The sequence below is a fragment of the Amycolatopsis mediterranei genome (assembly GCF_026017845.1).
GTDB classification, from domain to species: Bacteria; Actinomycetota; Actinomycetes; order Mycobacteriales; family Pseudonocardiaceae; genus Amycolatopsis; species Amycolatopsis mediterranei.
In genome coordinates this window covers 7,982,747-8,008,154 of the sequence record NZ_CP100416.1, presented here as the reverse complement: position 1 = coordinate 8,008,154, position 25,408 = coordinate 7,982,747, and the positions used below count along the sequence as shown (strand labels likewise).

21 protein-coding genes are annotated in these 25,408 nt (G+C 72.4%); 14 read left to right on the top strand and 7 right to left on the bottom strand.

Annotated features, from left to right (window positions below; genetic code table 11):
* Nucleotides 1-83 precede the first annotated feature (83 nt).
* A complete protein-coding gene (locus ISP_RS35855) occupies nucleotides 84-1,844 on the top strand; it encodes a sialidase family protein (protein WP_013228748.1) in 1,761 nt (586 codons plus the stop codon).
* Nucleotides 1,845-1,986: 142 nt separating this feature from the next.
* On the opposite strand, the gene ISP_RS35850 is transcribed toward ISP_RS35855, so the two are convergent.
* Nucleotides 1,987-3,675 (bottom strand): bifunctional 3'-5' exonuclease/DNA polymerase, encoded by a 1,689-nt coding sequence (locus ISP_RS35850; RefSeq protein ID WP_013228747.1) that lies wholly within the window; start codon nucleotides 3,673-3,675, stop codon nucleotides 1,987-1,989.
* Nucleotides 3,676-3,951: 276 nt separating this feature from the next.
* On the opposite strand from ISP_RS35850, the gene ISP_RS35845 reads away from it, so the two are divergent.
* Nucleotides 3,952-5,586: an acyl-CoA synthetase gene (locus ISP_RS35845; protein ID WP_013228746.1), complete on the top strand. Its 1,635-nt coding sequence runs from the start codon at nucleotides 3,952-3,954 to the stop codon at nucleotides 5,584-5,586.
* A gap of 57 nt (nucleotides 5,587-5,643) precedes the next feature.
* On the opposite strand, the gene ISP_RS35840 is transcribed toward ISP_RS35845, so the two are convergent.
* A complete protein-coding gene (locus tag ISP_RS35840) occupies nucleotides 5,644-5,940 on the bottom strand; it encodes a nuclear transport factor 2 family protein (RefSeq protein ID WP_013228745.1) in 297 nt (98 codons plus the stop codon).
* A 75-nt stretch (nucleotides 5,941-6,015) separates the two neighbouring features.
* Here ISP_RS35840 and ISP_RS35835 point away from each other — a divergent pair, with 75 nt between their 5' ends.
* Nucleotides 6,016-8,967 carry a helix-turn-helix transcriptional regulator gene (locus ISP_RS35835; protein WP_013228744.1) on the top strand — a complete coding sequence of 984 codons (2,952 nt, stop codon included), beginning with the start codon at nucleotides 6,016-6,018 and terminating at the stop codon, nucleotides 8,965-8,967.
* A gap of 3 nt (nucleotides 8,968-8,970) precedes the next feature.
* Here ISP_RS35835 and ISP_RS35830 read toward each other — a convergent pair whose 3' ends face one another.
* Complete coding sequence (locus ISP_RS35830) at nucleotides 8,971-9,900, bottom strand: hypothetical protein (protein ID WP_013228743.1); 930 nt, start codon at nucleotides 9,898-9,900, stop codon at nucleotides 8,971-8,973.
* Nucleotides 9,901-10,282: 382 nt separating this feature from the next.
* On the opposite strand from ISP_RS35830, the gene ISP_RS35825 reads away from it, so the two are divergent.
* From ISP_RS35825 to ISP_RS35790, 8 genes are all read left to right on the top strand, one after another.
* Nucleotides 10,283-11,035, top strand: coding sequence for an SDR family oxidoreductase (locus ISP_RS35825; protein ID WP_013228742.1), 753 nt, complete (start codon nucleotides 10,283-10,285; stop codon nucleotides 11,033-11,035).
* Entirely contained in the window at nucleotides 11,032-12,090 is a 1,059-nt protein-coding gene (locus tag ISP_RS35820; protein WP_013228741.1) for a phosphotransferase family protein, read from the top strand. The genes ISP_RS35825 and ISP_RS35820 overlap by 4 nt, the downstream gene beginning before the upstream one ends.
* A complete protein-coding gene (locus tag ISP_RS35815; RefSeq protein ID WP_013228740.1) occupies nucleotides 12,090-12,746 on the top strand; it encodes a histidine phosphatase family protein in 657 nt (218 codons plus the stop codon). The genes ISP_RS35820 and ISP_RS35815 overlap by 1 nt, the downstream gene beginning before the upstream one ends.
* Nucleotides 12,747-12,756: 10 nt before the next feature.
* On the top strand, nucleotides 12,757-13,674 hold the full coding sequence (locus tag ISP_RS35810; protein ID WP_013228739.1) for an SMP-30/gluconolactonase/LRE family protein: 918 nt from the start codon (nucleotides 12,757-12,759) through the stop codon (nucleotides 13,672-13,674).
* Nucleotides 13,674-14,063 carry a VOC family protein gene (locus ISP_RS35805; RefSeq protein WP_176742210.1) on the top strand — a complete coding sequence of 130 codons (390 nt, stop codon included), beginning with the start codon at nucleotides 13,674-13,676 and terminating at the stop codon, nucleotides 14,061-14,063. The genes ISP_RS35810 and ISP_RS35805 overlap by 1 nt, the downstream gene beginning before the upstream one ends.
* A 224-nt stretch (nucleotides 14,064-14,287) precedes the next feature.
* Nucleotides 14,288-14,692, top strand: coding sequence for a hypothetical protein (locus ISP_RS35800; RefSeq protein WP_013228737.1), 405 nt, complete (start codon nucleotides 14,288-14,290; stop codon nucleotides 14,690-14,692).
* Entirely contained in the window at nucleotides 14,685-17,018 is a 2,334-nt protein-coding gene (locus tag ISP_RS35795) for an AAA family ATPase (RefSeq protein ID WP_013228736.1), read from the top strand. The genes ISP_RS35800 and ISP_RS35795 overlap by 8 nt, the downstream gene beginning before the upstream one ends.
* The gene (locus ISP_RS35790) at nucleotides 17,018-18,628 is read left to right on the top strand and encodes an amidohydrolase (RefSeq protein WP_013228735.1); all 1,611 of its coding nucleotides are present in this window, start codon (nucleotides 17,018-17,020) and stop codon (nucleotides 18,626-18,628) included. The genes ISP_RS35795 and ISP_RS35790 overlap by 1 nt, the downstream gene beginning before the upstream one ends.
* A gap of 9 nt (nucleotides 18,629-18,637) precedes the next feature.
* On the opposite strand, the gene ISP_RS35785 is transcribed toward ISP_RS35790, so the two are convergent.
* The 4 genes from ISP_RS35785 to ISP_RS35770 are packed head-to-tail and all read right to left on the bottom strand — an operon-like array spanning nucleotide 18,638 to nucleotide 22,410.
* Complete coding sequence (locus ISP_RS35785) at nucleotides 18,638-19,465, bottom strand: enoyl-CoA hydratase family protein (RefSeq protein WP_013228734.1); 828 nt, start codon at nucleotides 19,463-19,465, stop codon at nucleotides 18,638-18,640.
* Complete coding sequence (locus ISP_RS35780) at nucleotides 19,462-20,154, bottom strand: SDR family NAD(P)-dependent oxidoreductase (RefSeq protein ID WP_013228733.1); 693 nt, start codon at nucleotides 20,152-20,154, stop codon at nucleotides 19,462-19,464. Before ISP_RS35780 ends, ISP_RS35785 begins: the two co-directional genes overlap by 4 nt.
* The gene (locus ISP_RS35775) at nucleotides 20,151-21,665 is read right to left on the bottom strand and encodes a benzoate-CoA ligase family protein (protein ID WP_013228732.1); all 1,515 of its coding nucleotides are present in this window, start codon (nucleotides 21,663-21,665) and stop codon (nucleotides 20,151-20,153) included. Before ISP_RS35775 ends, ISP_RS35780 begins: the two co-directional genes overlap by 4 nt.
* On the bottom strand, nucleotides 21,658-22,410 hold the full coding sequence (locus ISP_RS35770; RefSeq protein ID WP_013228731.1) for a creatininase family protein: 753 nt from the start codon (nucleotides 22,408-22,410) through the stop codon (nucleotides 21,658-21,660). Before ISP_RS35770 ends, ISP_RS35775 begins: the two co-directional genes overlap by 8 nt.
* A 48-nt stretch (nucleotides 22,411-22,458) precedes the next feature.
* Between ISP_RS35770 and ISP_RS35765 the strand changes: the two genes are divergently transcribed.
* Genes ISP_RS35765 through ISP_RS35755 form a run of 3 tightly spaced genes read left to right on the top strand, consistent with a single transcriptional unit; the run spans nucleotide 22,459 to nucleotide 25,255 of the window.
* On the top strand, nucleotides 22,459-23,274 hold the full coding sequence (locus tag ISP_RS35765; RefSeq protein WP_013228730.1) for a PaaX family transcriptional regulator: 816 nt from the start codon (nucleotides 22,459-22,461) through the stop codon (nucleotides 23,272-23,274).
* Complete coding sequence (locus ISP_RS35760) at nucleotides 23,271-24,065, top strand: tryptophan 2,3-dioxygenase (RefSeq protein WP_013228729.1); 795 nt, start codon at nucleotides 23,271-23,273, stop codon at nucleotides 24,063-24,065. The genes ISP_RS35765 and ISP_RS35760 overlap by 4 nt, the downstream gene beginning before the upstream one ends.
* Nucleotides 24,062-25,255 (top strand): PLP-dependent aminotransferase family protein, encoded by a 1,194-nt coding sequence (locus tag ISP_RS35755; protein WP_013228728.1) that lies wholly within the window; start codon nucleotides 24,062-24,064, stop codon nucleotides 25,253-25,255. Before ISP_RS35760 ends, ISP_RS35755 begins: the two co-directional genes overlap by 4 nt.
* Nucleotides 25,256-25,408: the final 153 nt, after the last annotated feature.

Sequence of the window (25,408 nt, the reverse complement as noted above, 5' to 3'; positions counted from 1 at the left end):
CTTCGAACTTCCGTCGGTTGACCGCGGCCGGATGGACGTCAAGCCTGGGTCGGCTGGAGACCTTCCTGGGAAAGGGCTTTCCGATGTCCTTGGGTGTTTCGTCCGCCAGGCGAAGAATTTTCGCCGTCTGTACCGCGCTTCTTCTGCCGCTGCTCTTCGCGCCCACCGCGCACGCCGCCACCGGGGGCTCGCCGCTGCCCGTGGTTCCGCACGCCGGCAAGCACAAGATCGCCGCGGAGGCTCGGCACGACGTGCCGAATCCGCTGCTCAAGGAGCAGTTCGCCGAAGGGGAAGAGGAGGACGGCGACAATCCCGCGCTGTCCGCGCTCTGCCAGACCTACATCGGCAAGCCGAACCCGTACCGGCCGCTCGCGCCGAACACCGACGTCATCGACGGCGACACCATCGTGCCGACCGGCAGCCAGACCGGCTGCAGCACGGCGCAGAACGAGACCACCATCGCCGTCAACCCGGAGAACCCGCGCAACATCGTCGCCGGGGCGAACGACTACCGGCTGTACAACACGCGTGAGTCCCGCAACGACTCCGGCGGCTTCGCCTACACCTCGTTCGACGGCGGCCGGACCTGGGCGAACGTCCAGCTCCCGCACCTCGACTTCCCGACCGGGGCGGCCGCGCCACTGTCCTACATGGACGCCGCCGGCGACCCGGCCATCGCCTTCGGGCCGCACAACACCGTCTACTACGCGACGCTCGTGTTCAGCCGCGCCGCGGTGCCGGACGACCAGCAGCTCGCCAGCGGCATCGCCGTGTCGGTGTCCCACGACGGCGGCCGCAGCTTCGGCGACCCGGCGATCCTGCACCTCGACGGCGTCACCCCGGCCGGCACGGCGACGCCCACGAACATCTTCAACGACAAGGAGTGGATCGCCGCCGACCCCGTGTCCGGCGACGTCTACGTGACCTGGACGCAGTTCACCTACGACGCGACCGGTGCGTTCACCGAGTCGCCGATCGTGCTGTCGAAGTCGCGCGACTTCGGCCGGACGTGGTCGCCGATGCGCCGGATTTCGCCGTCGCTGACCGGGTTCCCCGGCGGGATCACGCCGTTCGGCAGCGGCTCGAACCCGGTGGTCACCCGCGACGGGACGCTCCAGGTCGCCTACGAGACGTCGGTGTGCGCGACGGCCGCGTGCGACCAGCCCGCCGACCACGACGCGGTCGTCGTGGCGACCTCCCGCGACGGCGGCCGGACCTTCCGGCACGCCGAGGTGGGGCTCGACTTCGACTTCCCGGTCGACGAAGACGTCGCCAACAACGCGCTGACCGGCGAGAACTTCCGGGTCAACAGCTTCCCGCAGCTGACCTACGACCGCGTGACCGATCACCTGTGGGTGACCTGGGCCGACGACCGCAACGGCACCTACCGCGACGGCGAGTCGGTGAAGACGAACGGCGACGCGTTCCTGAGCGGGTCCGACGGCCGGCACAGCTGGTCGAAGCCGGTGAAGATCGGCACCGGCGCGGACGAGGTGTTCCCGGCGGTCGCGGCCCTGGCCGGGCGCGTCGCGGTCACGTCCTACACGCGCGCGTACGACCCGAACGGCATCGGCCTCGACTACGCGTACGCCACCGGCTGGGGCGACCGGTTGTCCCCGCTCCGCCGGATCACGACGCAGACGGCGAACCCGCAGGTCCAGTTCGTGTCGACGGGCGCGGAGACGGGCAAGGAACTCCAGGGCGTGTTCATCGGCGACTACACGGCGACCGCGGTCGGCGCGGACTTCCGGCTGCACCCGGCCTGGACCGACTTCCGCGGCAACCCGGGGAGGACCCTGCCGAACCAGGACGTCGGGACGCAAACCCTCCCGATGTTCCCGTAACCCGCCGTACCTGGACGGACGACACGCGTACCTGGACGGACGACACGCGTACCTGGACGGACGACACGCTGCAGGCCGGGCAGCCAGGTCGTGTCGTCCACCTGGGTACGCGTGTCGTCCGTCCGGGTTCGGGCAGTTGGGGCTACTTCGCGTCGGCGTAGGTGTCGACCTCGGCGGTTTGCATGGGGAAGCGGACCGGGCAGGCCGGGCCGAACAGCATCCGGGCGGCCTCCGTCACGCTGTCCGTGATGGCGGACGACACCTCGGGAGCCAGGGCCGCCGGGGTGTGGACGATCACCTCGTCGTGCTGGAAGAACACCAGGTGGGCCGGGGCGGGCAGGCGGGTGCGGAGGGTCGCCAGCATCACCGCCGTCATGTCCGCCGCGCTCGCCTGGACCACGAAGTTGCGCGTGAACCGGCCCCAGCCGCGGGAGGCCCGGCGGGCCTTCAGCTCCGCCGCTTCGTCCGACGCCAGCCCGCCCGTCAACGCCCGCCACGCCGCCGAGGGCGCCGGGGACGTGCGGCCCAGCCGGGACCGGACCCGCTCGCCGCGCTCGCCCGCCTGCGCCGCATGCTCCACATAGGACACCGCGTCCGGGAAACGCTGCCGCAGCAACCCCAGCAACGGGCCCGCTTCGCCGGACGTGCCGCCGTACATCGCCGAGAGCATCGCGATCTTCGCGCGCGCCCGGTCGTCGCGGTCGTCGTCCGCGGCCGGCACCCAGCGGGCGCCGGAGAACAACGCCTCGCCCAGCCGCGCGTACAGGTCCGTCGCCGCCGCGACGTCGGCCAGCCGCCGGTCGCCCGACAGCGCCGTGAGCACCCGGGGCTCCAGTTGGGCCGCGTCCGCCACCACCAGCTTCCAGCCCGAGTCCGCGCGCACGCAGGTGCGCAGCACCTTCGGGATCTGCAGCGCCCCGCCGCCGCGGCTGGCCCACCGCCCGGACACCACCCCGCCGACCACGTAGTGCGGGCGGAACCGGCCGTCGGCGACCCACTCGTCGAGCCACGCCCAGCCGTTCGCGGTGAACAGCCGCGACAGCTCCTTGTACTCCAGCAACGGCCCGACCGCCGGGTGGTCGATCCCCTTCAGCAGGTACTTTCGCGCCGCCGGCACCTCGATCCCGGCGCGGGCCAGCGCCCGGACCACGCTCGGCGGCGAGTCCGGGTTCACCGGCCGGCCGCCGAAGGCCTCGCTGATCTTCGCCGCCAGCTCGACCAGCGCCTTCGGCCGCTGCCCGGCCGGCACGCGCGGCCCCAGCCGTGCGGCCAGCAGTGCCTCGTGCACGTCGGCGCGCCACGGCAGGCCGTCGGCCGACATCTCCGCGGCGGCCAGCGCGCTCGCCGACTCCGCGGCCAGCAGCAGCCGCATCCGGTCCGGGTGCTCGGTCGCCGCCACCCGCCGCTCCTGCTCCACGAGGACGCGCCGCACCGCCGTGACGACCGTCACGCCCTCGGGCAACGTCGGCACGCGGGTCTCGAACAGCGTCGGCTGCGCCAGCTCGACGGCCGACGAGTCCGCCGGCGGTTCTTCGCCGTTTGCCCTGGCCCAGGCCGCGCGCAGGCTCCGAGACTGCTCCTCCGCGCCCTCGTACGCCAGCAGCAGCCCCTCGGCCAGTTCGAGGTCGTAGCAGCGCCGCACCCGCAGCCCGGCTGCCAGCAGCACCGGGTACGTCCGCTCCACCGACGGGAACACCCATCGCGGCGCCGTCGACGCCTCCAGCTCCCGCGCCAGCCCCGCGAAAGCCGCCTCGTCCAGGCCGGACACCGTGTCCGACGGCGTGTGCACGGTGAAGCTCCCGTCCTCCTCCCGTCCCGCGATCACCTGCACCCGGACATCATGCCGACCACCACCGACAGTTTCCGCTCGACGCCGACCACCACCGGCAGTTTCCGCCCGCTCGCGGGCTGGTGCGTTCGGCCTACGGTTGGTTTACTCTCCGGTAGCTCCCATACCGCCGGTACGCCCGCCGTCGGCGTGGGCGATGAGGCTTGTTCAGCCGTCGCCCGCTGCATGACGTCCGAGCTACCCGGCGGTTCACGTGTGGGGCGCAGCGGTCTAACCCGAACAAGCCTCACTCTTCCCCGCAGCAACGGAGGTGCCCGGATGAGCCTGGTCGCGCTCGCAGCGCAGGTGGCGGACAAGGTGGCCGAGACGGCGCGCAGCGTCGACGTGATGCGGCGGGCGGGACTCGTCCCCTTCCCCCGGCTCGACGAAGGCGTCCGCTCGCTGGTCGCGCTGCGGAAGTTCGGCCCGTTCGCGGGCGCCAACCACATCTCCGCCCGCCGCGACCCGGCCGCCGTCGGCATCGTCGACGAGCTCGGCCCGCTCACCTACAAGCAGCTCGACGACCAGTCGAACGCGCTGGCCAGGGCCTGGTCCGAGCGCGGCATCCGCCCCGGCCAGGTCGTCGCCGCACTCTGCCGCGACCACCGCGGCCTGGTCCTCACGATGGCCGCCTCGGGCAAGCTCGGCGTCCGGCTGCTGCTGATGAACACCGGGTTCGCGAAGCCGCAGCTGGCCGACGTGGCCCAGCGCGAAGGCGTCACCGCGCTCGTCTACGACCAGGAGTTCACCGGCCTGCTCGACGCGATCCCGGACGGCGTCGACCGCTACCTCGCCTGGGTCGAGCCGGGCTCGGACCTGACCGACCGGACCGTCCCGGTGCTCGACGAAATCATCGCCAGCACCGACGACCGGCCGTGGCCCGCGCCGGCCAAACCCGGCGGGTTCGTGCTGCTGACCAGCGGCACCACCGGGACGCCGAAGGGCGCGCCGCGGCCGCACACCTCCGCACTGGCGTCGGCGCAGTTCCTCGACCGGATCCCGCTGCGGTCGAACGAGGCCACCTACATGGGCGCGCCGCTGTTCCACGGCACCGGCCTGTCCCAGTTCATCCTGTCCTTCGCGCTCGGCTCGAAGGTCGTGATGCGGCGCAAGTTCAACCCCGAAGAGGCGCTGCGCGGCGTCGCCGAGCACAAGTGCACCGCGCTCGTGCTGGTGCCGACCATGCTGCAGCGCATCGTCGACCTGCCGAAGGAGGTCCGGCAGAAGTACGACACTTCGGCGTTGCGGATCATCTTCGTCGCCGGCTCGGCGCTGTCGCCGGACCTCGGCAACCGGGCCAACGAGGCGTTCGGCCCGGTCGTGCACAACCTCTACGGCTCGACCGAGGTCGCGGTGGCGACGGTCGCGACGCCGGAGGACTGGGCGAAGGCCCCGGGCACGGTCGGCCGCGCGCCGGTCGGCTGCAAGGTGGCCCTGTACGACGCCAAGGGCGGCAAGATCACCGAGCCGAACGTGACCGGCCGCGTGTTCGTCGGCAGCGGGCTCAGCTTCGGCGGCTACACCGACGGCCGGCACAAGGAGATCATCGACGGCCTGCTCTCCAGCGGCGACGTCGGCCACTTCGACGAAGACGGCCTGCTGTTCATCGACGGCCGCGACGACGAGATGATCGTCTCCGGCGGCGAGAACGTGTTCCCGATCGAGGTGGAGAACCTGCTGGTCGAGCGCGAAGACGTGATCGAGGCGGCGGTGATCGGCGTCGAGGACCCCGAGTTCGGGCAGCGGCTCAAGGCGTTCGTGGTCCGGGCCGAGGGCGCGGAACTGGACGCCGACGAGATCCGCGACTACGTCAAGGCGAACCTGGCCCGCTACAAGGTGCCGCGAGACGTCGAGTTCCTGGACGAGCTGCCGCGCAACGCGACCGGGAAGGTGCTGCGCACCAAATTGCAGTGACAATCGAGGCTTCGCCTCGGGCCGGGGGCTTCGCCACCCGGACCCCCGAAAAGCGATTCATGACCCCCGCTGCACGTTGACGACCAGCCAGCGCCCGTCGCGGCGCTCGGCGACCACCGTGCAGGCCACTCCGTCGCGGTGCCCGGTCGCGACGCCGACCGAGGGCGTCACCTGCAGGCGCGTCCACCGGAAGGCGCCCGCCGGGACGCGGCCGGGCCAGCCGGCCTTGCCGAGCACGCGCCCGGCCGGGCCGTCGCCGCGGAAGCCGTCGGCCAGCAGCGGTGCCAGCGCCTCGGTGTCGCCGCCGGCGTCGGCGTCCCGCCAGCGGGCCAGCAGTTCCTCGAACGTCTCCACTGTTCGAAGGTCGCAGGCGCCGGGTAGCGCAACATCGGCCACCTGGCCGAGATCCGCTGGCAGACTGGCCGGGCCATGACTGCGACGAAACTCCTGCCGGCCGGCACGGTCACGATCCTCTGCGCCGGCGATGCCGCCCCGGCCCTCTTCGCGACCCCGGACGAGGCGCTCGCGGCGCTGGCCGGCGGCCCGGCGGCCGTGCACACCGGGGACGTGCTGATCCGCGACGACGGCACGCCCACCGGCCCCGCCGTCCGCCGCTGCGAACACCTGCGCGCGCTGGCCGGAGACGGCCGGATCCTGGTCTCGGCCCGCACCGCGGCGGCCCTCGGGGACGCCGTCACGCTGCACGACCTCGGCGTCCACCGCCTGCCGGACCTCACCGCGCCCGAGCGGATCTTCGAACTCGGCGGGACACCCGGGCCGCTGCGCTCGCTCGACACGGTCCCGAACAACCTCCCGGTGCAGCTGACCGGGTTCGTCGGCCGTGACACCGAGGTCCGCGACGTCCGGCGGCAGCTCGCCGGGGCGCGGCTGGTGACGCTGGCCGGCCCCGGCGGCAGCGGCAAGACGCGGCTGGCCGCGCAGGTCGCCGCGAGCACCGAGTGGCCCGACGGCGTCTGGTGGGTGGAGCTGGACGCCGTGACCGACGTTGCCGAGCAGGTGGCCGCGACGCTCGGAGTGCCGGTGGAGCCCCGGATCGGCGCGGCGCGCTCGGTCGCGACGGAGCTGTGCGACCGGCGCGTGCTGCTCTGCCTCGACAACTGCGAGCACGTCCTCGACGGCGCCGCCGAAATCGCGGTCGAACTGCTGCGCTCCTGCCCGGAAGCCGCGGTGCTGACGACCAGCCGGGAGCCACTGGGCGTGCCGGGGGAGACGGTCTGGCGGGTGCCGCCGCTGGCCGTCGAGGAGGCCGTCGCGCTGTTCGTCGAACGCGCGGGCGCGGTCCGGCCGCTGTTCACGTTGGACGCCTCCAGCGCGGCCGCCGTCCGGTCGATCTGCACGCGGCTCGACGGCATCCCGTTGGCCGTCGAGCTGGCCGCGGCCTGGCTCGGAACCCTGGCCCCGCACCAGATCGACGCCGGTCTCGAGGACCGGTTCGCTCTGCTCACCCGCGGCCCGCGCGGGGCGCCGGCGCGGCAGCGGACGCTCGAAGGCTCCCTCGCCTGGAGCCACGACCAGCTCGACGAGGAGGACCGCGTCGTGTTCCGGCGGCTGGCGGTGTTCGCCGGCGGGTTCACCCTGGACGCGGCGGGCGGCCCGGCCGTGCTGCCCGCGCTCGGCCGGCTCGTCGACAAGTCCTTGGTACTGGCCGAAGACGGCCGGTACCGGCTGCTGGAAACCCTCCGCGAGTACGCGGCGGCCCGGCTGGCCGAGGCGGGGGAGACCGCCGCCGTCCGCGACCGCCACCTCGATTTCTACCTGGCGCTGGCCGAAGCCGCCGAGCCCGACCTCGACCGCGACAAGGACGCTTGGCGGGCGCGGGTCGAGCCCGAGCGCGACAACTTGCGCGCGGCCCTGGAATGGGGGCTGGCGCAGGAAGATCCGGCCCGGGGCCGCCGGCTCGCAGCCGCCGTCGCGTGGCTGTGGAACCTGCACGGACGCGGCCACGAAGGCCTCCAGTACCTCAGGCGCGCGGTCGCCCGGTGCCCGGACGACCGGACCCCGCTGCAGGCCCGGTTGCTGACCGGGATGGGCCTGGTGGCGGACACGACCGCGCCGTTCGACGTCGAAGCCGCGCGGCGCGGCCTGGACCTCGCCACCGAACTCGGCGAAACGGGCCTGCGTGCGCGGTGCCTCTCCCTGACCGCCCTCGGCCACGTGTACACGGACCTGGACACCGCTTGGGACGTCGCCGTCGAAGCCGGGAAGGTCGCCGAAGACGCCGGAGACGGCTTCGCGCGGGACAGCGCGTTGATGCTGCGCGGGATCGTCCGGTTCGCCCGCGACCGCCACGACGAAGCGGCGCCACTGCTCGACGAGGCGGCCGAAGGACTGCTGCGCCGGGGCGATCGCGGCCTCGCGTCGACCGTCCTCAGTGTCCGGTCCGGGATCGCGCTCGCCGCGGCGGACCTGCCGCGGGCGCGGGAACTCGCCCGGCAGGCCGTCGAGGTGGCTGCGCCGCTCGGCGACTTCCACCGCGTCAACACGACGCTGTGCCGCCTGGCGCTGGTGCACTGCGCGGCCGGCGACGTCGACGCCGGGTTCCGTGTGATGGAGCCGTTCCTGCGGCTGCTCGAGACGGCGGGTGACGTCTTCGTCCCGGGGATGGCCGGCGTGCTCGGCGAGCTGCATTGGCGGCGAGGCGAGTGCGAAACCGCGTTGCGCTGGTTCGAGCGCGAACCCGTGCCGGGGACGTACCTGGCTGCGCAGGGCCTGGCCGAACGCGGCGCTCTGTTGCGCGCGCTCGGCCGTACCGAGGAGGCCACGGAGGTGCTGGCCACCGCCGTCGAGCTCACCCGCGGTTGGTTCCTGCCGTCGCCCTTGGCCGACGCCCTGGACCAGCAGGGATACCTGGCGGAGCCGGAGCAGGCGGCCGAACTGCACCACGAAGCTTTGAGCCTGCGCCTCGACCACGGCCTCCGGCTGGGCGTCCTCAACAGCCTCGACGCGTTGACGACGCTGCTCGCCCGCGCCGGCCGCGAGGCCGACGCCGCTCGCGTGCTCGTGTCGGCTTCGCAGGCCCGGGCCGAGCTGGGGGTTCCTCGCCGTCCGTCTGCGCAGGCGGAGCTGGACACTCTCGGCCTGGCGACCTCCGAACCGGCGATGACCCTCGACGACGTGGTCGCGTTCGTGCGCCGGACCCGCGGCACCCGCGGCCGGCCGTCGAGCGGCTGGGGCAGCCTGACGCCGACCGAGCTCGAGGTGGTGAAGCTGGCGGCGGAGGGCTGCACGAACCCGGAGATCGGCACCCGGCTGTTCATGAGCCGCGGCACGGTGAAGACGCACCTGGCGCACGTGTACGCGAAGCTGGGCATCGCGAACCGCACGGAACTCGCCTCGATCGCGGCGGCTCGCCTCAACTGAAGGTCAGTCCCAGTCGATGCCGAAGACGCCGGGGCCGAAGTCGAACGTCACCGCGTGGACGCCGTCCGCGCCGTCGAGCTTCAGGGGGCGGCGGGCGAGGGTGCCGTTCGCGCCGCCGCGGGAGTACTGCCAGCAACGGCCGGGCGCGGTCCCCGGCGCGAAGCGGACCTCCAGCAGGTACTCCCGCACCGGGCGGCGGAACTCGCGGTAGTGGGTGTTGCGGCACTCCGGGTACGGCGGCCCGCTGTTGGTCAGGGTGTACTCGATCAGGTGCGTCTCGCCCCGGTTGATCGGCTGGTCGAAGAGCAGCTCCGTGACGAGCAGGCCGTGGGCCTCGTCGGTCTCGGCGCGGCCGACCCGGCAGTTGCGCACCGCGTGCAGTTCGGGAACGCCCGCCGCCGGGTCGTCCTGGGAGTAGACCAGCAGCCAGCGGTCCTGGCCGTCCGCGGCGGCCTGGAACACCGCCCGCGCGGTCACCGCCCGCTGCCCGCCGTCCGCGGCGATCTCGCACAGGTCGTGCAGCCCGACCATCTTCAGCGGCTGCTGGCGGTCGAGCGCGTGCGGCGCCCCGACCTTCTCCAGCAGCGGCTGCAGCACCTCGCGCGGGAACGACATCGGCTCGCCGCCGGCCTGGCGCTTCCCGGCGCCGCCGCGGGGCCGGGGCGGGGGCAGCAGCCCGAGCAGGGACCCGGCGGGGACGTCGAGGATCTCCTCGAGCGTGCGGACGGCCGAGAGCGAGCTCTGCCGCTCCGGCTGCCGTTTGCCCGACTGCCAATAGCTGAGCGCGGTGACGCTGACGACGACGCCGCGGGCCCGCAGCCGCGCCTGGATCCGGTCGAGCGAGAGCCCGCTGGTGGCGATGGCCGCGCGCAGCCGGATGGCGAATTCGGTACGGCCGCTCTCCTGGCCGTCACCCGCCGCGCTGCCCGCCATCGCTGAATTCCCGACCCGCCCCGTGCCGTCCCCCGACGATCCCCGACACGGAGCACGTTAGCAGTTTTCCGCCCGGTCTCCGCGCCCCACTTCGGCGGGACCGCCGGGACGCCCACTCGGGCGAACGGGCTAGTACTGGCAACTGTGAACCATTGCCCCGGCCTGGGCCGACGCGCTTTTATGACTTGCCTGCGCCGGTGGCTCCGCCTCCCCCTCACGGCCCACCCGGGCGCAGGCGCGACCGGCCGCGAGAGCGGTTCCGGCTCCGGTTCACCCGGCCGCGTTGTGCGACCGGCCGGTGTGGCCGCGCGATGACCGGTGGCCCGGCGACGCCCCCAGCGCCGGGCCACCGGTCTTGTTACCACCGGGTAGCATCCGGGACATGACGCTCCGGCAGAACATCCTCATCACCGGCGCCAGCAGCGGCCTGGGCGAGGGCATGGCCCGTCAGTTCGCCGCGAAGGGACGCAATCTGGCGCTGTGCGCGCGGCGCACCGAGCGGCTCGAGAAGCTGGCGGCCGAGCTGACCGCGGCGCACCCCGGGATCCAGGTCGTCACGCGCACCCTCGACGTCACCGACCACGACCGCGTGTTCGCCGTCTTCGCGGAATTCCGCGACGAGCTCGGATCCCTCGACCGGGTGATTGTGAACGCCGGGCTCGGGAAGGGGCAGCCGGTCGGCACGGGCCGGTTCGACGCCAACCGCCAGACCCTCGAGGTCAACTTCGTCGCGGCCGCCGCCCAGATCGAGGCCGCCGCCGGCATCTTCCGCGAGCAGGGCGCCGGCCACCTCGCCGTCATCTCGTCGTTCAGCGCGATCCGGCCCTTCCCGGGCAAGCTCACCGCGTACGCCGCATCGAAGGCCGGGATCTCGGCGTTCGTCGACGGCACCCGGCTCGAGCTGAAGCGCCAGGGCATCGCCGTCACCGACGTCCGGCCCGGCTACATCGAGTCGGAGATGAACGACCGGATCGGCCGGAACCCCTTGCTGGCCAAGGCCGAGACCGGCGCCCGCGGGCTGGCCAAGGCGATCGAGGCCGAGCGCGCCCGGGCTTACGCCCCGGCGTGGCCGTGGGTGCCGCTGAGCGCCGTCATGCGCGTGGTGCCGACGGCGCTGCTGCGGAAGTTCGCGTGAACGCCCCGGTCGAGGTCCGCGCGGAGGACGCCTTCGACGCCGCCGCGGTGCACGCCTGGCTGAGCGCGAAGGTCGAGGGCCTCGGCGACGAACCGCCGCACGTCCGGCAGTTCCCCGGCGGCGCGTCCAACCTGACGTACCTGCTGACCTACGCCGATCGCGAGCTGATCCTGCGCCGCCCGCCCGCCGGGCGCAAAGCGGCGTCGGCGCACGACATGCGGCGCGAATACCGCGTGCAGCACGCGCTGAAGCCGGTGTTCCCGTACGTGCCGCGGATGGTGGCGTTCGGGGACGACCCGGCCGTGCTCGGCGGCGACTTCTACGTCATGGAGAAGCTCGACGGCCTGATCCTGCGCGGCGACCTGCCGCCGGGGATGGCGCTGGCGCCGGAGCAGGCGCGCGAGCTGTCCGGCAGGGTCGTCGACCGGCTGGTGGACCTGCACGCCGTCGACGTCGGGAAGGCCGGGCTCACCGACCTCGGCAAGGGCGCCGGGTACGTCGAGCGGCAGGTCCGCGGCTGGTCGGAGCGGTACGTCGCGGCGCGCACGGACAACGTCGGCGACTTCGCCGAGGTGCGCGCGTGGCTGGCGGCCAACCAGCCCGGCGAGGTCGAGATCTGCCTGATCCACAACGACTACCGGCTCGACAACCTGGTGCTGGACGGCCCGTCGACGCTGAACATCACCGGCGTCCTCGACTGGGAGATGGCCACGCTCGGCGACCCGCTGATGGAGCTGGGCAGCATGCTCGCATACTGGGTCCAGGCCGGCGACGACGACGTCATGCACGCGAGCCGCCGCCAGCCGACCCACCTGCCCGGCATGTTCACCCGCGAGGAGTTCGTCGCGCGCTACGCCGAAAAGACCGGGCTTTCGATCGGCGACTGGCGGTTCTACGAGGTCTACGGCCTGTTCCGGCTCGCCGCGGTGCTGCAGCAGCTGTACCGGCGCTACCACGACGGCGCCACCCGCAACCCGGCGTTCAAGGACTTCTGGCAGTTCGTCGGGTACCTGGACTGGCGCTGCCGCGAGATCATCGCGAAGGGGGGCGTGTAGTGGGCGCCATCTATCTGGTCCGGCACGGGCAGGCGTCCTTCGGCGCGGCCGACTACGACGCACTGTCGCCCCGCGGCTTCGAACAGTCCACTGTGGTCGGTGCGGAACTGCTGCGGCGCAGCGTTTCCTTCAGCCAGGTCCGGTCGGGATCGCTGGCCCGGCAGCGCGACACGGCGGCTACGGCGCTGAAGGTGCTAGGCAGTGACGTCCCGGTGGTCGAGGACCCGCGCTGGAACGAGTACGACCACGTCGACATCGCCCGCCACCACGCCGGCGGGGCCCCGCAGGAGGATTCGCGGTCCTACCAAGGTGTCCTGGACGCGGCTCTGACGGCTTGGACGTCGGCCGGTGCCGACGGTCCGTGCGCCGAGACGTGGCCCGCGTTCCTGGCGCGGTGCCGGGACGCGCTGAGCGACCTGGTGGCGTCGCTGGGCAAGGGGGAGCACGCGGTCGTGTTCACCTCCGGCGGCGTGATCGCGACGATCTGCGGCCTGCTCATGGGCACCCCCGAAGCAGGGTTGCTCAAGCTCAACCGCGTCACGGTCAACGGCGGGATCACGAAGCTGGTGTCCGGGCGCGGCGGCGTCACACTGCTTTCGTTCAACGAGCACCCGCACTTCGAGGCGGACGCCGCCTCGCTGCTCACCTACCGGTAGGAGACGCTCGATGGAGTTCGGCGAGGTCACGCTGTACCCGGTGAACGGCCACGGCCCGGAGGACGTCGTCGTCGACGGCGAGGGCCGGATCTACACCGGCGTCGACGACGGCCGGATCCTGCGCCTGTCGCCCGACGGGCAGCACATCGACGTCATCGCCGACACAGGCGGCCGCCCGCTCGGGCTCGAGCTGTACGGCGAGGACGAGCTGCTGATCTGCGACGCACGGGCCGGGCTGCTGGTGGCCCCCCTGTCCGGTGGTGCGGTCTCGGCCTTGGCCACGTCCGCACTGGGCCTGGACTTCGTGTTCTGCAACAACGCGGCGGTGGCCTCCGACGGGACGATCTACTTCACGGACTCGTCCCGCCGCTTCGGCATCGACCACTGGCGCGACGACCTGATCGAGCAGACGGCAGGCGGCCGGCTGCTGCGCCGGTCACCGGACGGCTCGATCGACCTGCTCCTGGACGGCCTCCAGTTCGCGAACGGCGTCGCGCTGGCCCCGGACGAATCGTTCGTGGCGGTGGCGGAAACCGGCGCGTTCAGCGTGTCGCGGGTGTGGCTCGGCGACGGCCGGACCGACGTCTTCGCCGACGGCCTGTGGGGCTTCCCGGACAACATCTCGACGGGCACGGACGGCCTGATCTGGATCACGCAGGCGTCCCCGCGCGTGGCGGCCCTCGACGTGGTTCGCCGGCTGCCGGCCTTCCTGCGGGCGGGCATCCGGCGGCTGCCGGCGTCGGTGCAGCCCCGCCCGGGTCGTGAGGTCGGCGTGCTGGGCGTTGCGGCGGACGGCCGGGTCGTGCATGCGTTCCGCGGCGAAATCCCCGGCTTTCACATGCTGGTGGGCGTCCGCGAGTGGCAGGGGCAACTCTGTTTCGGCTCTTTGGAGGAGCCGGCGATCGCGGTGACGCCTACCATCGGGTGATGCTGAACAACGTCCGGATCGAAGCGCGCATCCCCACCCAGGACCTGGCTCGCGCCCGGCGCTGGTACGCGGAGAAGCTCGGGCTCGAGGCGGTCGAGGAACGCGAAAACGGCCTGCGGTACGAAGGTGCGTCGGGCGTCTTCTGCCTGTATGCCTCGGCGGGGGCGTCCGACGGTTCGTTCACGCAGGTCGCCTTCTACGTCGACGACCTCGAATCGACGGTCGCGGTGCTGCGTTCGCGTGGCGTGGTGTTCGAGGAGTACGAGGGCATGCGCGGCGGGATCATGGAGATCCGCGGCAACTACCCGAGCAAGGGCAGCGGCGAGCGGGCCGCGTGGTTCCGCGACAGCGAGGGCAACCTGATCGGGCTGGGCGAAGTGGTGCCTTAGCGCCGGGTGAAAACCTCGGCAAAGAAAATGCCGATCGAAAGCAACCGGCAAATGATCTTTGTCGGAAAGCGCCGTTTTCCGGGATTGATTTTTTCCGACCTGATGGGCCCGGCCGAGGTTCACTCGAAAGGTCGCTGACGTGGTTCCCCTGCTGGGTACGCTGATTCCGGCAGTGGCGAACGCGGTGATCCGCCATTATTGATCGACCAGACGGCAGGGCGTCGATGTCCCGGAATGCGGCGAGGTTCCTCGTCATCGGTGGCGGTTGCGTCGTCGCCGCGGTTCTGGTCGTCGTATCCGCCGTGCTCCGCGGTGGCGATCTGGATGCGGCGGACAAATGGGCCAGTGTCATCGGTGTCTACCTCAACATCGCCGCGCTGGTGGTCGCCGTCGTGGGGCTGGTGCTGGGGTGGCACGTGGGCCGGACCCGGAACACGGCCGCGGGCGCGCGCCAGGTCATCACGGCGGAGGGCAGCGCGGTCGTCAAGGCCCGGGGAGCCCAGCAAGCGAGCGGATCGCCGGCCGCCGGCGTCGACCAGCGGATCGCCGGCCGGGGGAAGGGGACGATCGACGCCCCCGGCGCCCAGGTCGTGCGCGGTGACGACGGGGCGAAGGACCCGGATGGCTGAACTGCTTTCCCGGACGCGGGAAACCACGGTCGCGGCGATTCTCGAGGACGACACGTGCCCCCAGCTGGTGACCGGCCCGTTCGGAGCGGGCAAGACCCGGGTGCTCGGTTCGCTCGAAGACCGGCTCATCGCCCGCGAGTACGTCGTCCTCCGGGTGGTCGTTCCCCCGGGCGAGGGGCCCGGCGACGGGATCGGCCGCACCTTGGACCAGTTCCGGCAGACACTGGACATCTCCCGCCAGCTCGGCGAGCAGCTGAAGCAGTTCGGCCACCCCCGGCTGGCCAAGGCCACGGCGACGCTGACCCGCAAGGCCCAGATCGCGCCGATCCGGGTGCAGCAGACCATCTCGGCGTCCGGCCGGGCGATCGTGCACGCCAACGGCGCGCAGGGGCTGCAGATCCAGTGGGGCGACCACCTCGGCGTGCTCGACCGCGCGCTCGGCGACCACGTCGTCGAGGCGATCACGCGGGCCGGCCGCCGGCGCCGGGTCGCCCTGCTGATCGACGACGTGCAGCACCTCGACGAAAAGCGCGGCGTGGCGTGGCTGCTGGAGCTGGTCCGCACGCTCCACGGCGTGCGGGTCGTGGCCGCGCGCCGCGGCGCGGCCGCCGACACCGTGCTCGGCCGCGTCTTCCGCAGCCACGGGCTGGGGCCGCTGTCCCGCGACGACGTCGCCGCGCACCTCGCCCAGCGGCTCGGCGCGGGCGCGGAACCGGCGCTCGTCGACCACGTGTGCCTGGTGACGGGGCGGCTGGCCTGGGGCGTCGGCGTGCTGGCCGAAGGACTGGCCCGGGCGCGCGGCGAGACCGCCGGACCCCCGGTCGTCCCGACCGGTCCGCTCGAGCTCGACGAGCTCTTCGGCCACGTGCTGGCGGCCTTGCCCGGGGAACTGCGGACGGCGCTCGAGCAGCTCGCGGTGCTTCGCGAGTTCGACCGGGCGGCCGCGGTGCACATGCTGGGCGCCGGCGGCACGCCACCCGACCGGGCCGAGGCAGTGCTGGACGAGCTGGTGGACGCGCTGCTGGTCGAAACCGGCGTACTCGGGAGGGACCCCCGGACCCGGTCGGCGGACGTCGCGCACGCACCGACGTCGCTGCGCCTGCCGGAACTGGTCCGGCGGGTGGCCGGCACGAGCGCGCGGGCGCAGGGCCCGGCGCGGCCGGCCGAGCTGCACCGGCGCGCGGCGGACTTCTACCAGGCCGCCGTCGACGCCGCCGGCGCCGAAACCGGCGATCCCTTCGCACACTGGTCGGCGCTCGAAGGCGGCCTGGCCCGGCGGTACTTCTCCGAATGGGTGCACCACGTCGCCCACGCCGAACCGCGGCTGCGGTCGGAGACGCGCAGCAAGATCATCCGGTGGTACCTGGAGGGATTCTTCTGGTACGAGTGGAAAGTCCCGCACTGGTTCTGCTCCAGCCTGCTGAGCTACTGCGCCGAGATCCGGCGGACCAACGAGGACGTGGAATGGCTCGACTGCCTGGCGGCGCTGCACCAGAACTACCCCCGCGGGTGGCGCAAGGCCGCCGAGCCCGCGGTGTGGCGCCGGGCGATCGACGCCCTCACCCACCTGCGGACCACCGGGTGGCAGCCGGCCGGTCCGCCGGCCGAGGTGACCGACGCCGGGCAGGTCTTCGCCCTCGCCACCCACCTGCTCGCCGAGTGCTTCCACTACTCCGGTGCGAGTCCCCAGGCCGCCGAGGAACGCTACCTCGAGGCGGCGGAGTGGTACGTGGGCGAGCACAACGACTGGAACCGCCGGTACGCGCGCCTGCACCGGATCGACCTCGCTGTCACGTACGACCTCCGGGAGGTCGCCCCCGGCGAACTCACCGAACTGCTGGAATACGCCCGCGGCGTCGGTGACGTCGAGATGTTCTGCTTGGCGTTGCGGGTGGCCGCCGACGCGCACCTTCGCCGGGGCGAACTCCGGCACGCCGCGGCGGCGATCGCCGCGGCCACCCTCCACGCGCTGGCCTACCAGGCCAAGCAGCTCCTGCTCCCGCAGATGCACAACTTCCCGGACGGCTACACGCGTGAGGTCTACCTGGAGATGATCGCGCGGACCGACGCGCTGGTCGCGGAGGTCCGGGAGCGCGACGCCGCCGTGGCCGCGCGGGTGGAGGCGGCGCTGGTGGACCTGTTCGCCCCGTTCTGGGACGGTGGTGCGGGCGAACGGGAGGCGATGCTGCCACCGCCGCCGTCGGATCGGGACCTGGGTGTCGGAGACGGCGACTACGTGCGGCGGGTCCGCTGGCTGGCCGAGATCCGGAGCCGGCACCTGTGGCGGGTGACGGTCGACCCGGAAGGGCTCGGACTGGAGGCGTGATGACGACGGCGTTCACCAACGCGGCGGTCTGGACCGGGGCCGGCGCGGTGCGGGACGCCACCGTCCTGGTCGACGGTGAAGTGGTGCTCGCCGTGGTCGACCGGGACGAGCCGCTGCCCGCCGCCGCGCGGATCGTCGACCTGGCGGGGGGTGCGCTGCTGCCCGGCTTCGGCGACGGTCACGCCCACCCCGTCTTCGGTGCGCTGGAAGACGACGGTCCCGCGGTGCGGGCCGCGCGGACCGTCGACGAGGTGGTGCGGGTGGTCCGGGACTTCGCCGAAGCCCACCCGGGTCCGGACTGGGTGGTCGGGGCCAGCGTCGATCGGTCCCTCACGGCGGACGGGAACTTCGACGCCCGCTGGCTCGACGCGGTCGTCCCGGATCGGCCGGTGGTCCTGCGGGCCAGCGACTACCACACGGTGTGGTGCAACACCGCCGCGCTGCGGGCGGCGGGGATCGGGCCCGGCACCCGGGATCCGGCGCTCGGCCGGATCGTGCGCCGCGACGACGGATCGCCGTTGGGGACGCTGCTCGAGTGGGGCGCCTGCGACCTGGTCCTCGACCGGGTGCCACCGCCTTCGCCCGCGGCGTTGCGCCGCGCGGTCGCCTCGGCGAGCACGCGCTGCGCCGCCGCCGGGCTCACCTGGATCCTCGACGCCTGGGTCGACGTGACGTCCGGGGTCGTCGACGCCTACCTCGACGCCGTGGCCGCGGGCGAGACTTCGACCCGGTTCGACCTGGCTTTCCGCGTCGATCCGCGCGAATGGCGGGAGCAGGTGCCCGTCATCGCGGCCGCGCGGGCCAGGGTCGAGGCCGCGGGCCTCGGCGACCGGTTGCGTGCCCGGACCGTGAAGTTCTTCGCGGACGGGATCATCGAGAGCGCCACCGCGGCGCTGCTCGACTGCTACTGCGGCCAGGACGGCGATCGCGGCATGCCGATGTGGGAGCCGGCCGAACTGGCCGCCGCGATGGCCGTCTTCGACGCCGCGGGGATGCGCACCCACGTGCACGCCATCGGTGACGCCGGGGTGCGCAGCGCGTTGGACGCGGTGGAACGGGTCGCGGACGGCAACGCGTGGTGGGACCGCCGGCCGACGATCACCCACCTGCAGCTGGTGGACCCGGCGGACGTGGCCAGGTTGGCGCGGACCGGCACCATCGCCAACTTCCAGCCGTACTGGGCGCAATGGGACGAGTTCCAGACCAACCTGACCAGCCCGCTGATCGGCGACCGGGTGGACCGCCAGTACGCCATGGCGACGGTGCACGCCTGCGGAGCGCGGGTGTCCTTCGGCAGCGACTGGCCGGTGAGCTCGGTCCGCCCGCTGGACGGCCTGCGGACCGCGGTGACCCGCAAGCGGTCCGGGAGTTCGAGTCCGCCGTGGTGCCCGGAGGAGCGGCTCACCGTGGCACAGGCGCTCACGGCCTACACCGCGGGAGCGGCGTACCAGGCCGCGGACGAGGGCCGGCGCGGTGCGATCGCCCCGGGCATGGTGGCCGACTTCGTGCACCTCGCGGCGGACCCGTTCGCCGTCGACCCGGATTTCCTGGACACGATCGAAGTCCTCGGCACCTGGGTGGCGGGCCGGCGGGTGGCCGGCCGGGACTGATCCGCGCGCTCAGCGGCCCGTCCAGCGCGGCTCCCGCCCCGCGGACCAAGCCGCGTAGAACTCCTTGTGGTCCTTCGCCGTCATCAGCAGGGCCTGGGTGATCGCCTCCAGCTCGATCGCGCTGCCCAGGTCCATGTCCAGCTCGCGGGTCAGCAGCACCTTCGTCGTCGCGTACGCCAGTGCCGGGCCGTCCGCGAGCCGGCGGGCCAACGCGGCCGCCGCGGCCGGCAACTCGTCATCGGGAACCACCTGCGTGGCCAGCCCGATCTCGGACGCCCGTGAAGCCGAAACCTTGTCGCCCAGGATCAGCAGCTCGGTCGCCCGGCCCAGACCGACGAGCCGCGGCAAGAGGTACGCCGACCCCATGTCCGCCCCGGCCAGTCCCACCTTCGTGAACAGGAACGCGAACTTCGCCGACTCCGCCAGCAACCGGAAGTCACTCGCCAGCGCGATCACCGAGCCCGCTCCGGCCGCCACGCCGTTGACCGCCGCGATCACCGGGAGCGGGCACTCGCGCAGGGCCTTCACCACCGCGCCGGTCATGCGGGTGAACTCCAGCAGCTCCGCCGTCTCGAACTTCTGCAGCTCGCCGATGATCTCCTCGACGTCGCCGCCCGAACAGAACCCGCGGCCCTGGCCGGTGATCACCAGCACCCGGACGTCCTCGTGCTGCGGGAGCTCCAGCACCAGGTCCCGCAGATCGGCGTAGACGTCGAACGTCAGCGCGTTCAGCTTTTCCGGGCGGGTGAACGTCACCGTGGCCACCCCGTCGGCCACCGTGAAGCCGAAGTGCTCCCACTCCTTCGTCAGCGGGGCAGTTGCGCGGAACGGGCTCATGACTGGATTCCTCCGCCGTCGAGTACGAGGGTCTGGCCGTTGATCGCGGCGGCTTCCGGGGCCGCCAGGAAGGACACCGCGAACGCCACCTCGGCGGGCTCGAGCAGTCGGCCGAGCGGGGACGCCGCCGCCAGCGCCGCTTCCGCTTCCGAGGAAGAACGTCCGGACCGGGAGACGATCCGCGCCACCGAGGTCGCCGTCATGTCGGTGCGGACGAACGCCGGGCACACCGCGTTCGCCGTGACGCCGGTGCCGGCCAGCTCCGCCGCCACCGCCCGCATGAAGCCCACCGCGGCGTGCTTCGACGCCGTATACCCGGCCGTGTAGCGGTAGCCGACGTGCGAAGCCGTCGACGCCACCGTGACGATCCGCCCGTGGTCGCGCGAGCGCATCCCGTCCAGCACCGCGCGCGTGCAGAGGAACGCGCCGGTCGCGTTCACCTCGAACTGCTCGCGCCAGTCGTCGAGCGAGGTCCGGGAAACCGGGGCGCTCGAGGAGATCCCGGCGTTGTTGACCAGCACGTCGACCGGCCCCGCCGAAGCGAAATAAGCCGCCACGGCTTCCTCGTCGGTCACGTCGCAGTCGGTGCGACCCGGCGCCAGCACGGTGTCGCCGGACGAACGGAACCGGTCCGCGATCGCCGCGCCGATGCCACGCGTGCCGCCGGTGACCACCACCAGGCGGCTCACGGGCGGGCCGCCAGGGCACGCCGGTCGAGCTTTCCGTTGGCCGTCCGGGGGAGTTCCGTCATGAAGACCACCTCGCGGGGGTACTTGTGCTTGGCCAGGTGGGCTTTCGCGTGGTCCTTCAGCTCCTCGGCCGGCACCGGAGCCCGCACCACGACGTACGCGCGCGGCACGACCAGGCCGTCGATCTCGTGGCCGACCACCGCGCAGTCGGTGACGGCCGGGTGGCCGAGCAGGCAGTCCTCGATCTCGCCGGGCGCGACGAACACGCCGCCGACCTTGAGCAGCGCGTCGGCGCGGCCGTGGTGGCGGAAGTACCCGTCCGGGGCGCGGCTGAACAGGTCACTCGACGTCAGCGTGTCGCCGTCGAACGTCCGCGCCGACTTCTCCGCGTCGCCGTGGTACTCCAGGGCGATCGTCGGCCCGGTCACCCGCAGCGGCCCGATTTCCCCGTCCGGCAACGGGTTTCCGAGCTCGTCGACGACCTCGGCGGTGTAGCCGGGAACGGGCGTGCCCAGCGTGCCGACGCGCGCGGCGCCCGGGCGGTTCGACAGGTAGATGTGGTACGCCTCGGACGAGCCGATCCCGTCCACCACCGGAATCCCGAAGGCCGCGTCCCACTTGCGGTGCAGCTCCGGCGGCAGCGCCTCGCCCGCCGACGTCGTCATCCGCAGGCAGCTCAGGTCCTGCTCCGCCGCGGCCGGGTGGGCGACCATCGCGCTCATCATCGTCGGCACGTTGACCAGCACGGTCGGCCGGTACCGGGCGATCAGCCCGAACATCAGGTCCGCCGTGCTGCGCTCGGGGAAGGCGATGCCGGCCGCGCCGACGCCGAACGGGAACAGCGCCACCAGGTCGCGCGCGTAGCCGAAGAACAGCTTGGGCACGGCCACGATCCGGTCGTCCTCCCGCAGGCCGAGCACCTGGACGGCGTACCGCTCGAAGCTCTCCTTCGGACTGCGCAACGGGTGTACGCACGCCTTGGGTGCGCCCGTGCTGCCGGTGGTGAACTTCCAGATGCCGATGTCGTCCACAGTGGTCGGTGTGGCTTCCAGGGTCTCCGGCGCCGCGTCGACCAGTGTCCGGAACGGACGCTCACCGGGGAGCAGCTCGGCTTCGGGCACGCCCGTGACGAGCAACCCGGTGGCGCCCGCCGCACGCAACGCGGGCAGCGTGACGGCGTCCGCGAGCACCGCCACGGCTTCGGTGTAGCCGAGGTAGTACGCGTAGTCCTTGGGCTGCAGGAACGGGTAGACCTCGGCGGTGACCGCGCCGATCTTCTGGGCGCCGTACCAGGCCGCGACGAACTCGTCGCCGTCGCTCAGCGCCAGCAGCACCCGGTGTCCTTTTCGGACACCGGCGTCGAGCAGCACGTTCCCCACGCGGTTCGCCAAGGCCGCGAGCGACGCGTAACTGACCTCGCGCTCCCCGACGTACAGGGCGGTCCGGTCACCCCGGCCTTCCGTCACGTGCCGGTCGAGGAAATACGTGGCGAGGTTGAACGGCTCACTCACGGGCCAGCTCCCGGATCGCTTCCACCAGCAGGTCGGTCAACGTCGAGAAGGTTTCTTCGCCTTCGCGCGCGGTTGCTTCCGCGGGCTTGCCGCAGTACGCGTCGGTCATCCCCATTTCCCGGAAACCGCCGTCTGCGGGAGCGGCGGCCAAGCTGACCGGCACGTGCGGCAACGTCCGCATCAGCGTCTGATCCACCAGTTCGGGCCGGTCGGCGAGCACCAGCGACGTCTCGTACCGCCCGGCGTGGCACTCGCCGGACCGGAACTCGTCGGTCAGCCGCTCCGCGTGCCGCCGCCGGACGAGTTCGAGCAGGGCGACGCGCCCGTCGTAGGCGAAGTTCAGCGTCTCGGCGGCCCGCCGGAGGGTGACCAGGTGTGCGGGCTCGAAGTGGTTGTTGACCAGCAGGATCCGCCCGAGTCGTTGAGCGATCAACGCCGCACCGATGTCGACGAGCAGGGAGTGCAGCGTCTCCTCGCCGATGTGGATCCCGCCGGCGAACCCGGCCGCGAACCGCGTGACGCCGTAGGGCACCTCGGGCAAGACCAGCACGTGGACGTCGTCGTCCGCGGCCAGCCGCTCGGCCGCGCGCTCGCACATCCCGCGGGAGATCAGCGGGTCCGTGCCCAGCGGCGCGTGTGGACCGTGCGGCTCGATCGCGCCCACCGGCAGCAGCAGCACCGGGACGCGCTCGTCGTCCGGCAGCGAAGCGACCTGCCGCGAGCTGAGGTCCGCGAAGTACGTCACGCAAATCAAGCTACACCGCAGCGCCCTGAGGTGTATAGAGTTGCGCCCATGCCCGGAGACGCCTTCGAAGCCAGCCCTCAGGAGCTGGTCGTGACGTTGCTGGGCAGCTATGTGCACCCGCGCGAGACCCGCCGGGTGTGGTCGGGCGGCCTGGTCGCGGTGCTCGCCGAGCTGGGCTTCTCCGACGGCGCGGCCCGAATCGCGCTCACCCGCCTGGTGCGCCGCGGCCTGCTGCAGCGTCACCGCGAAGGCCGTACCGTGCACTACTCGCTGACCCGGCGCACCGTCGCGCTGCTCGCCGACGGCGACCACCGGATCTTCTCCCTCGGCCGCCGCGAGCGTGCCGCCGGCGAGTGGACCGTGCTGTGGCAGAGCATCCCGGAGAGCCGCCGCCAGGCCAGGGAACGCCTGGTCCGGCGGCTGCGGTTCCTCGGGTTCGGGCCCTATCAGGACGGCACCTGGATCGCTCCGCACGACCGCGAGGCCGAGGTCGTCGCCCTGCTCGGCGAACTCGACGTCACCGAGCACGCGGGGCTGCTGCTCGGCCGCCCGTCGGCCGCGCTGGACGTCCGCCGGTTCGCCGGCCGGGCGTGGGACCTCGACGATCTGGCCGCGCGGTACGCCGCGTTCGTCGGCCAGTTCGGCGGGTACGCGGGCCGGGAGCCGCCGGACGCCGAGGCGTTCGAGGTGCGCACCCGGCTGGTGCACACCTTCCGCATGTTCCCGTCGCTCGATCCCGAACTGCCCGCTGACCTGGTGCCCGCCCCGGACTGCCGGGCGGCGGCGGTCGAACTGTTCCACGATCTGTACACCGCGCTCGCGCACCCCGCTCAGCGCCACTTCGACGAGGTGACCCACGGATGACCGAACCCGGCCAAGCGACCCAGGAAGCTCTGAGCTACACCTCCTACCTCGGGCTGGACGAGGTGCTGAACTCGCAGCGCCTGCGGTCCGACGAACACGACGAACTGCTGTTCATCGTGATCCACCAGGTGTACGAGCTGTGGTTCAAGCAGATCCTGCACGAAGCCGCCTTCCTCCAGACGAACCTCGAAAAGGGCAACACCGCGCACTCCATCCGGACGCTGCGCCGGATCCTCACCATCCTCAAGGTCGCGGTCGCGCAGATCGACGTGCTGGAAACGATGACGCCCAGCCAGTTCACCAGTTTCCGCGCCCGTTTGGACGCTTCGAGCGGCTTCCAGTCGGCCCAGTTCCGGGAGCTGGAAGCGGTGCTCGGCCGCCGTGACGAGCGGGTGTTCGCGCACTACCCCGAAGGCGGGGAGCAGCGGAAACGGATCTCCGAAGCGATGGCGCGCCCGTCGTTGTTCGACTCTTTCCTCGCGTACCTCAAGGTTTCTGGCTACGCGGTCGACTGTGACAGAGACGTCACTCGCTCGGTGGAGCCGTCGCCGGCCCTGCAGGCGATATTGCTGGACGTGTACAGCGACGACGGGGGACCCTCGGTCGTCGCGGAGTGTCTGGTCGATCTCGACGAAGGGATGCAGGAGTGGCGCTACCGGCACGTGAAGATGGTCGAACGCACCATCGGCGACAAGACCGGGACAGGAGGATCATCCGGCGCGACTTACCTGCGTACCACGCTTTTCCAGCCGATGTTCCCGGATCTCTGGGCCGTACGGAGCCGACTGTGACCACTTTGGACGACTTGCGCGCGGACCACAACGCGCTCGCCGCGCACTACACCCGGTTTGCGGTGGCCGACCGCCTCCTGCTCTCCGGGCACTCGCACCAGGCCTGGCCGGACGTCGCCGAAGAGGGACTCCTGGAGTCATTCGCCGACGCCGCCCGTGACGTCGACGTCAAGTGGGAGCGCGCCTTCGCGAAGGCGGACGAGCTGCGCGCGGGCTTCCGCCTGCTGCTCGGTGACCCGCACGGCGAGTACGCGCTCGGCGCGAGCACGCACGACCTGGTGCTGCGCTTCCTGTCGGCGATGGAGCTGCCGCGGCGGCCGCGCCTGGTCACCACCGACGGCGAGTTCCACACCCTTCGCCGTCAGCTCGCCCGCCTCGAAGAGGAGGGCGTCGAGATCGTGCGGGTGCCGCTCGAGCCGGTGACGACGCTCGCCGAGCGCGTCGCGGGCGAGGTGAACGACGACACCGCGGCCGTGCTCGTGTCCGCGGTGCTCTTCGAAACCTCGAGGCTGGTCCCCGGGCTCGCGCACCTCGCCGACGTCTGCCGCGGGCGCTCGATCGAGCTGGTCGTGGACGCCTACCACGCGCTCGGCGTCGTGCCGTTCGCGCTGCACGACCTCGGGCTCACCAACGCCTGGGTGCTCGGCGGCGGCTACAAGTACCTGCAGCTCGGCGAGGGCAACTGCTTCCTGCGGCTGCCCGCCCACGCCCAGGAGCTGCGGCCGGTGATCACCGGCTGGTACGCCGAGTTCGGCGCGCTCGCCGACGAGCGCCACCCCGGCCGGGTGCCCTACGCCATCGGCGGCGACCGGTTCGCCGGCGCCACGTACGACCCGGCGAGCCACTACCGCGGTGCGCGGGTCCAGCGGTTCTTCGCCGAGCAGGGGCTGACGCCGGAGTTCCTCCGCGAGGTGTCGCAGCACCAGGTGGGCCTGCTCGCTTCGGTGTTCGACTCGCTCGGGCTGCCCGAAGACGTCGTCACGCGCGACCGTTCGGTGGAGCTGGAGCGCCTCGGCGGATTCCTCTCGCTGCGCTGCGCCGACGCCGCCGGGCTGCAGGCGGCGTTGGCCACCGAGGGCGTCCGGACCGACAGCCGGGGGCCGTACCTGCGCTTCGGCCCCGCGCCGTACCTTTCGGACACCCAGCTGGAGACGGCGATGCGCACTCTCGGCAAGGTGATCACCGGCTGACTACCTGTCCGTATGGCGAGACCTCCACTGGTCTGGCGATCACCGGGGATCTAGGTTGGTGCCGGGCACCCACCGGGCGGACGACCTCCGCGCGCCGGGTTCCCGCCTACCCGTGAAGCGCGTCCCGGCCACGAACCGGGCGCGGGAGACAAA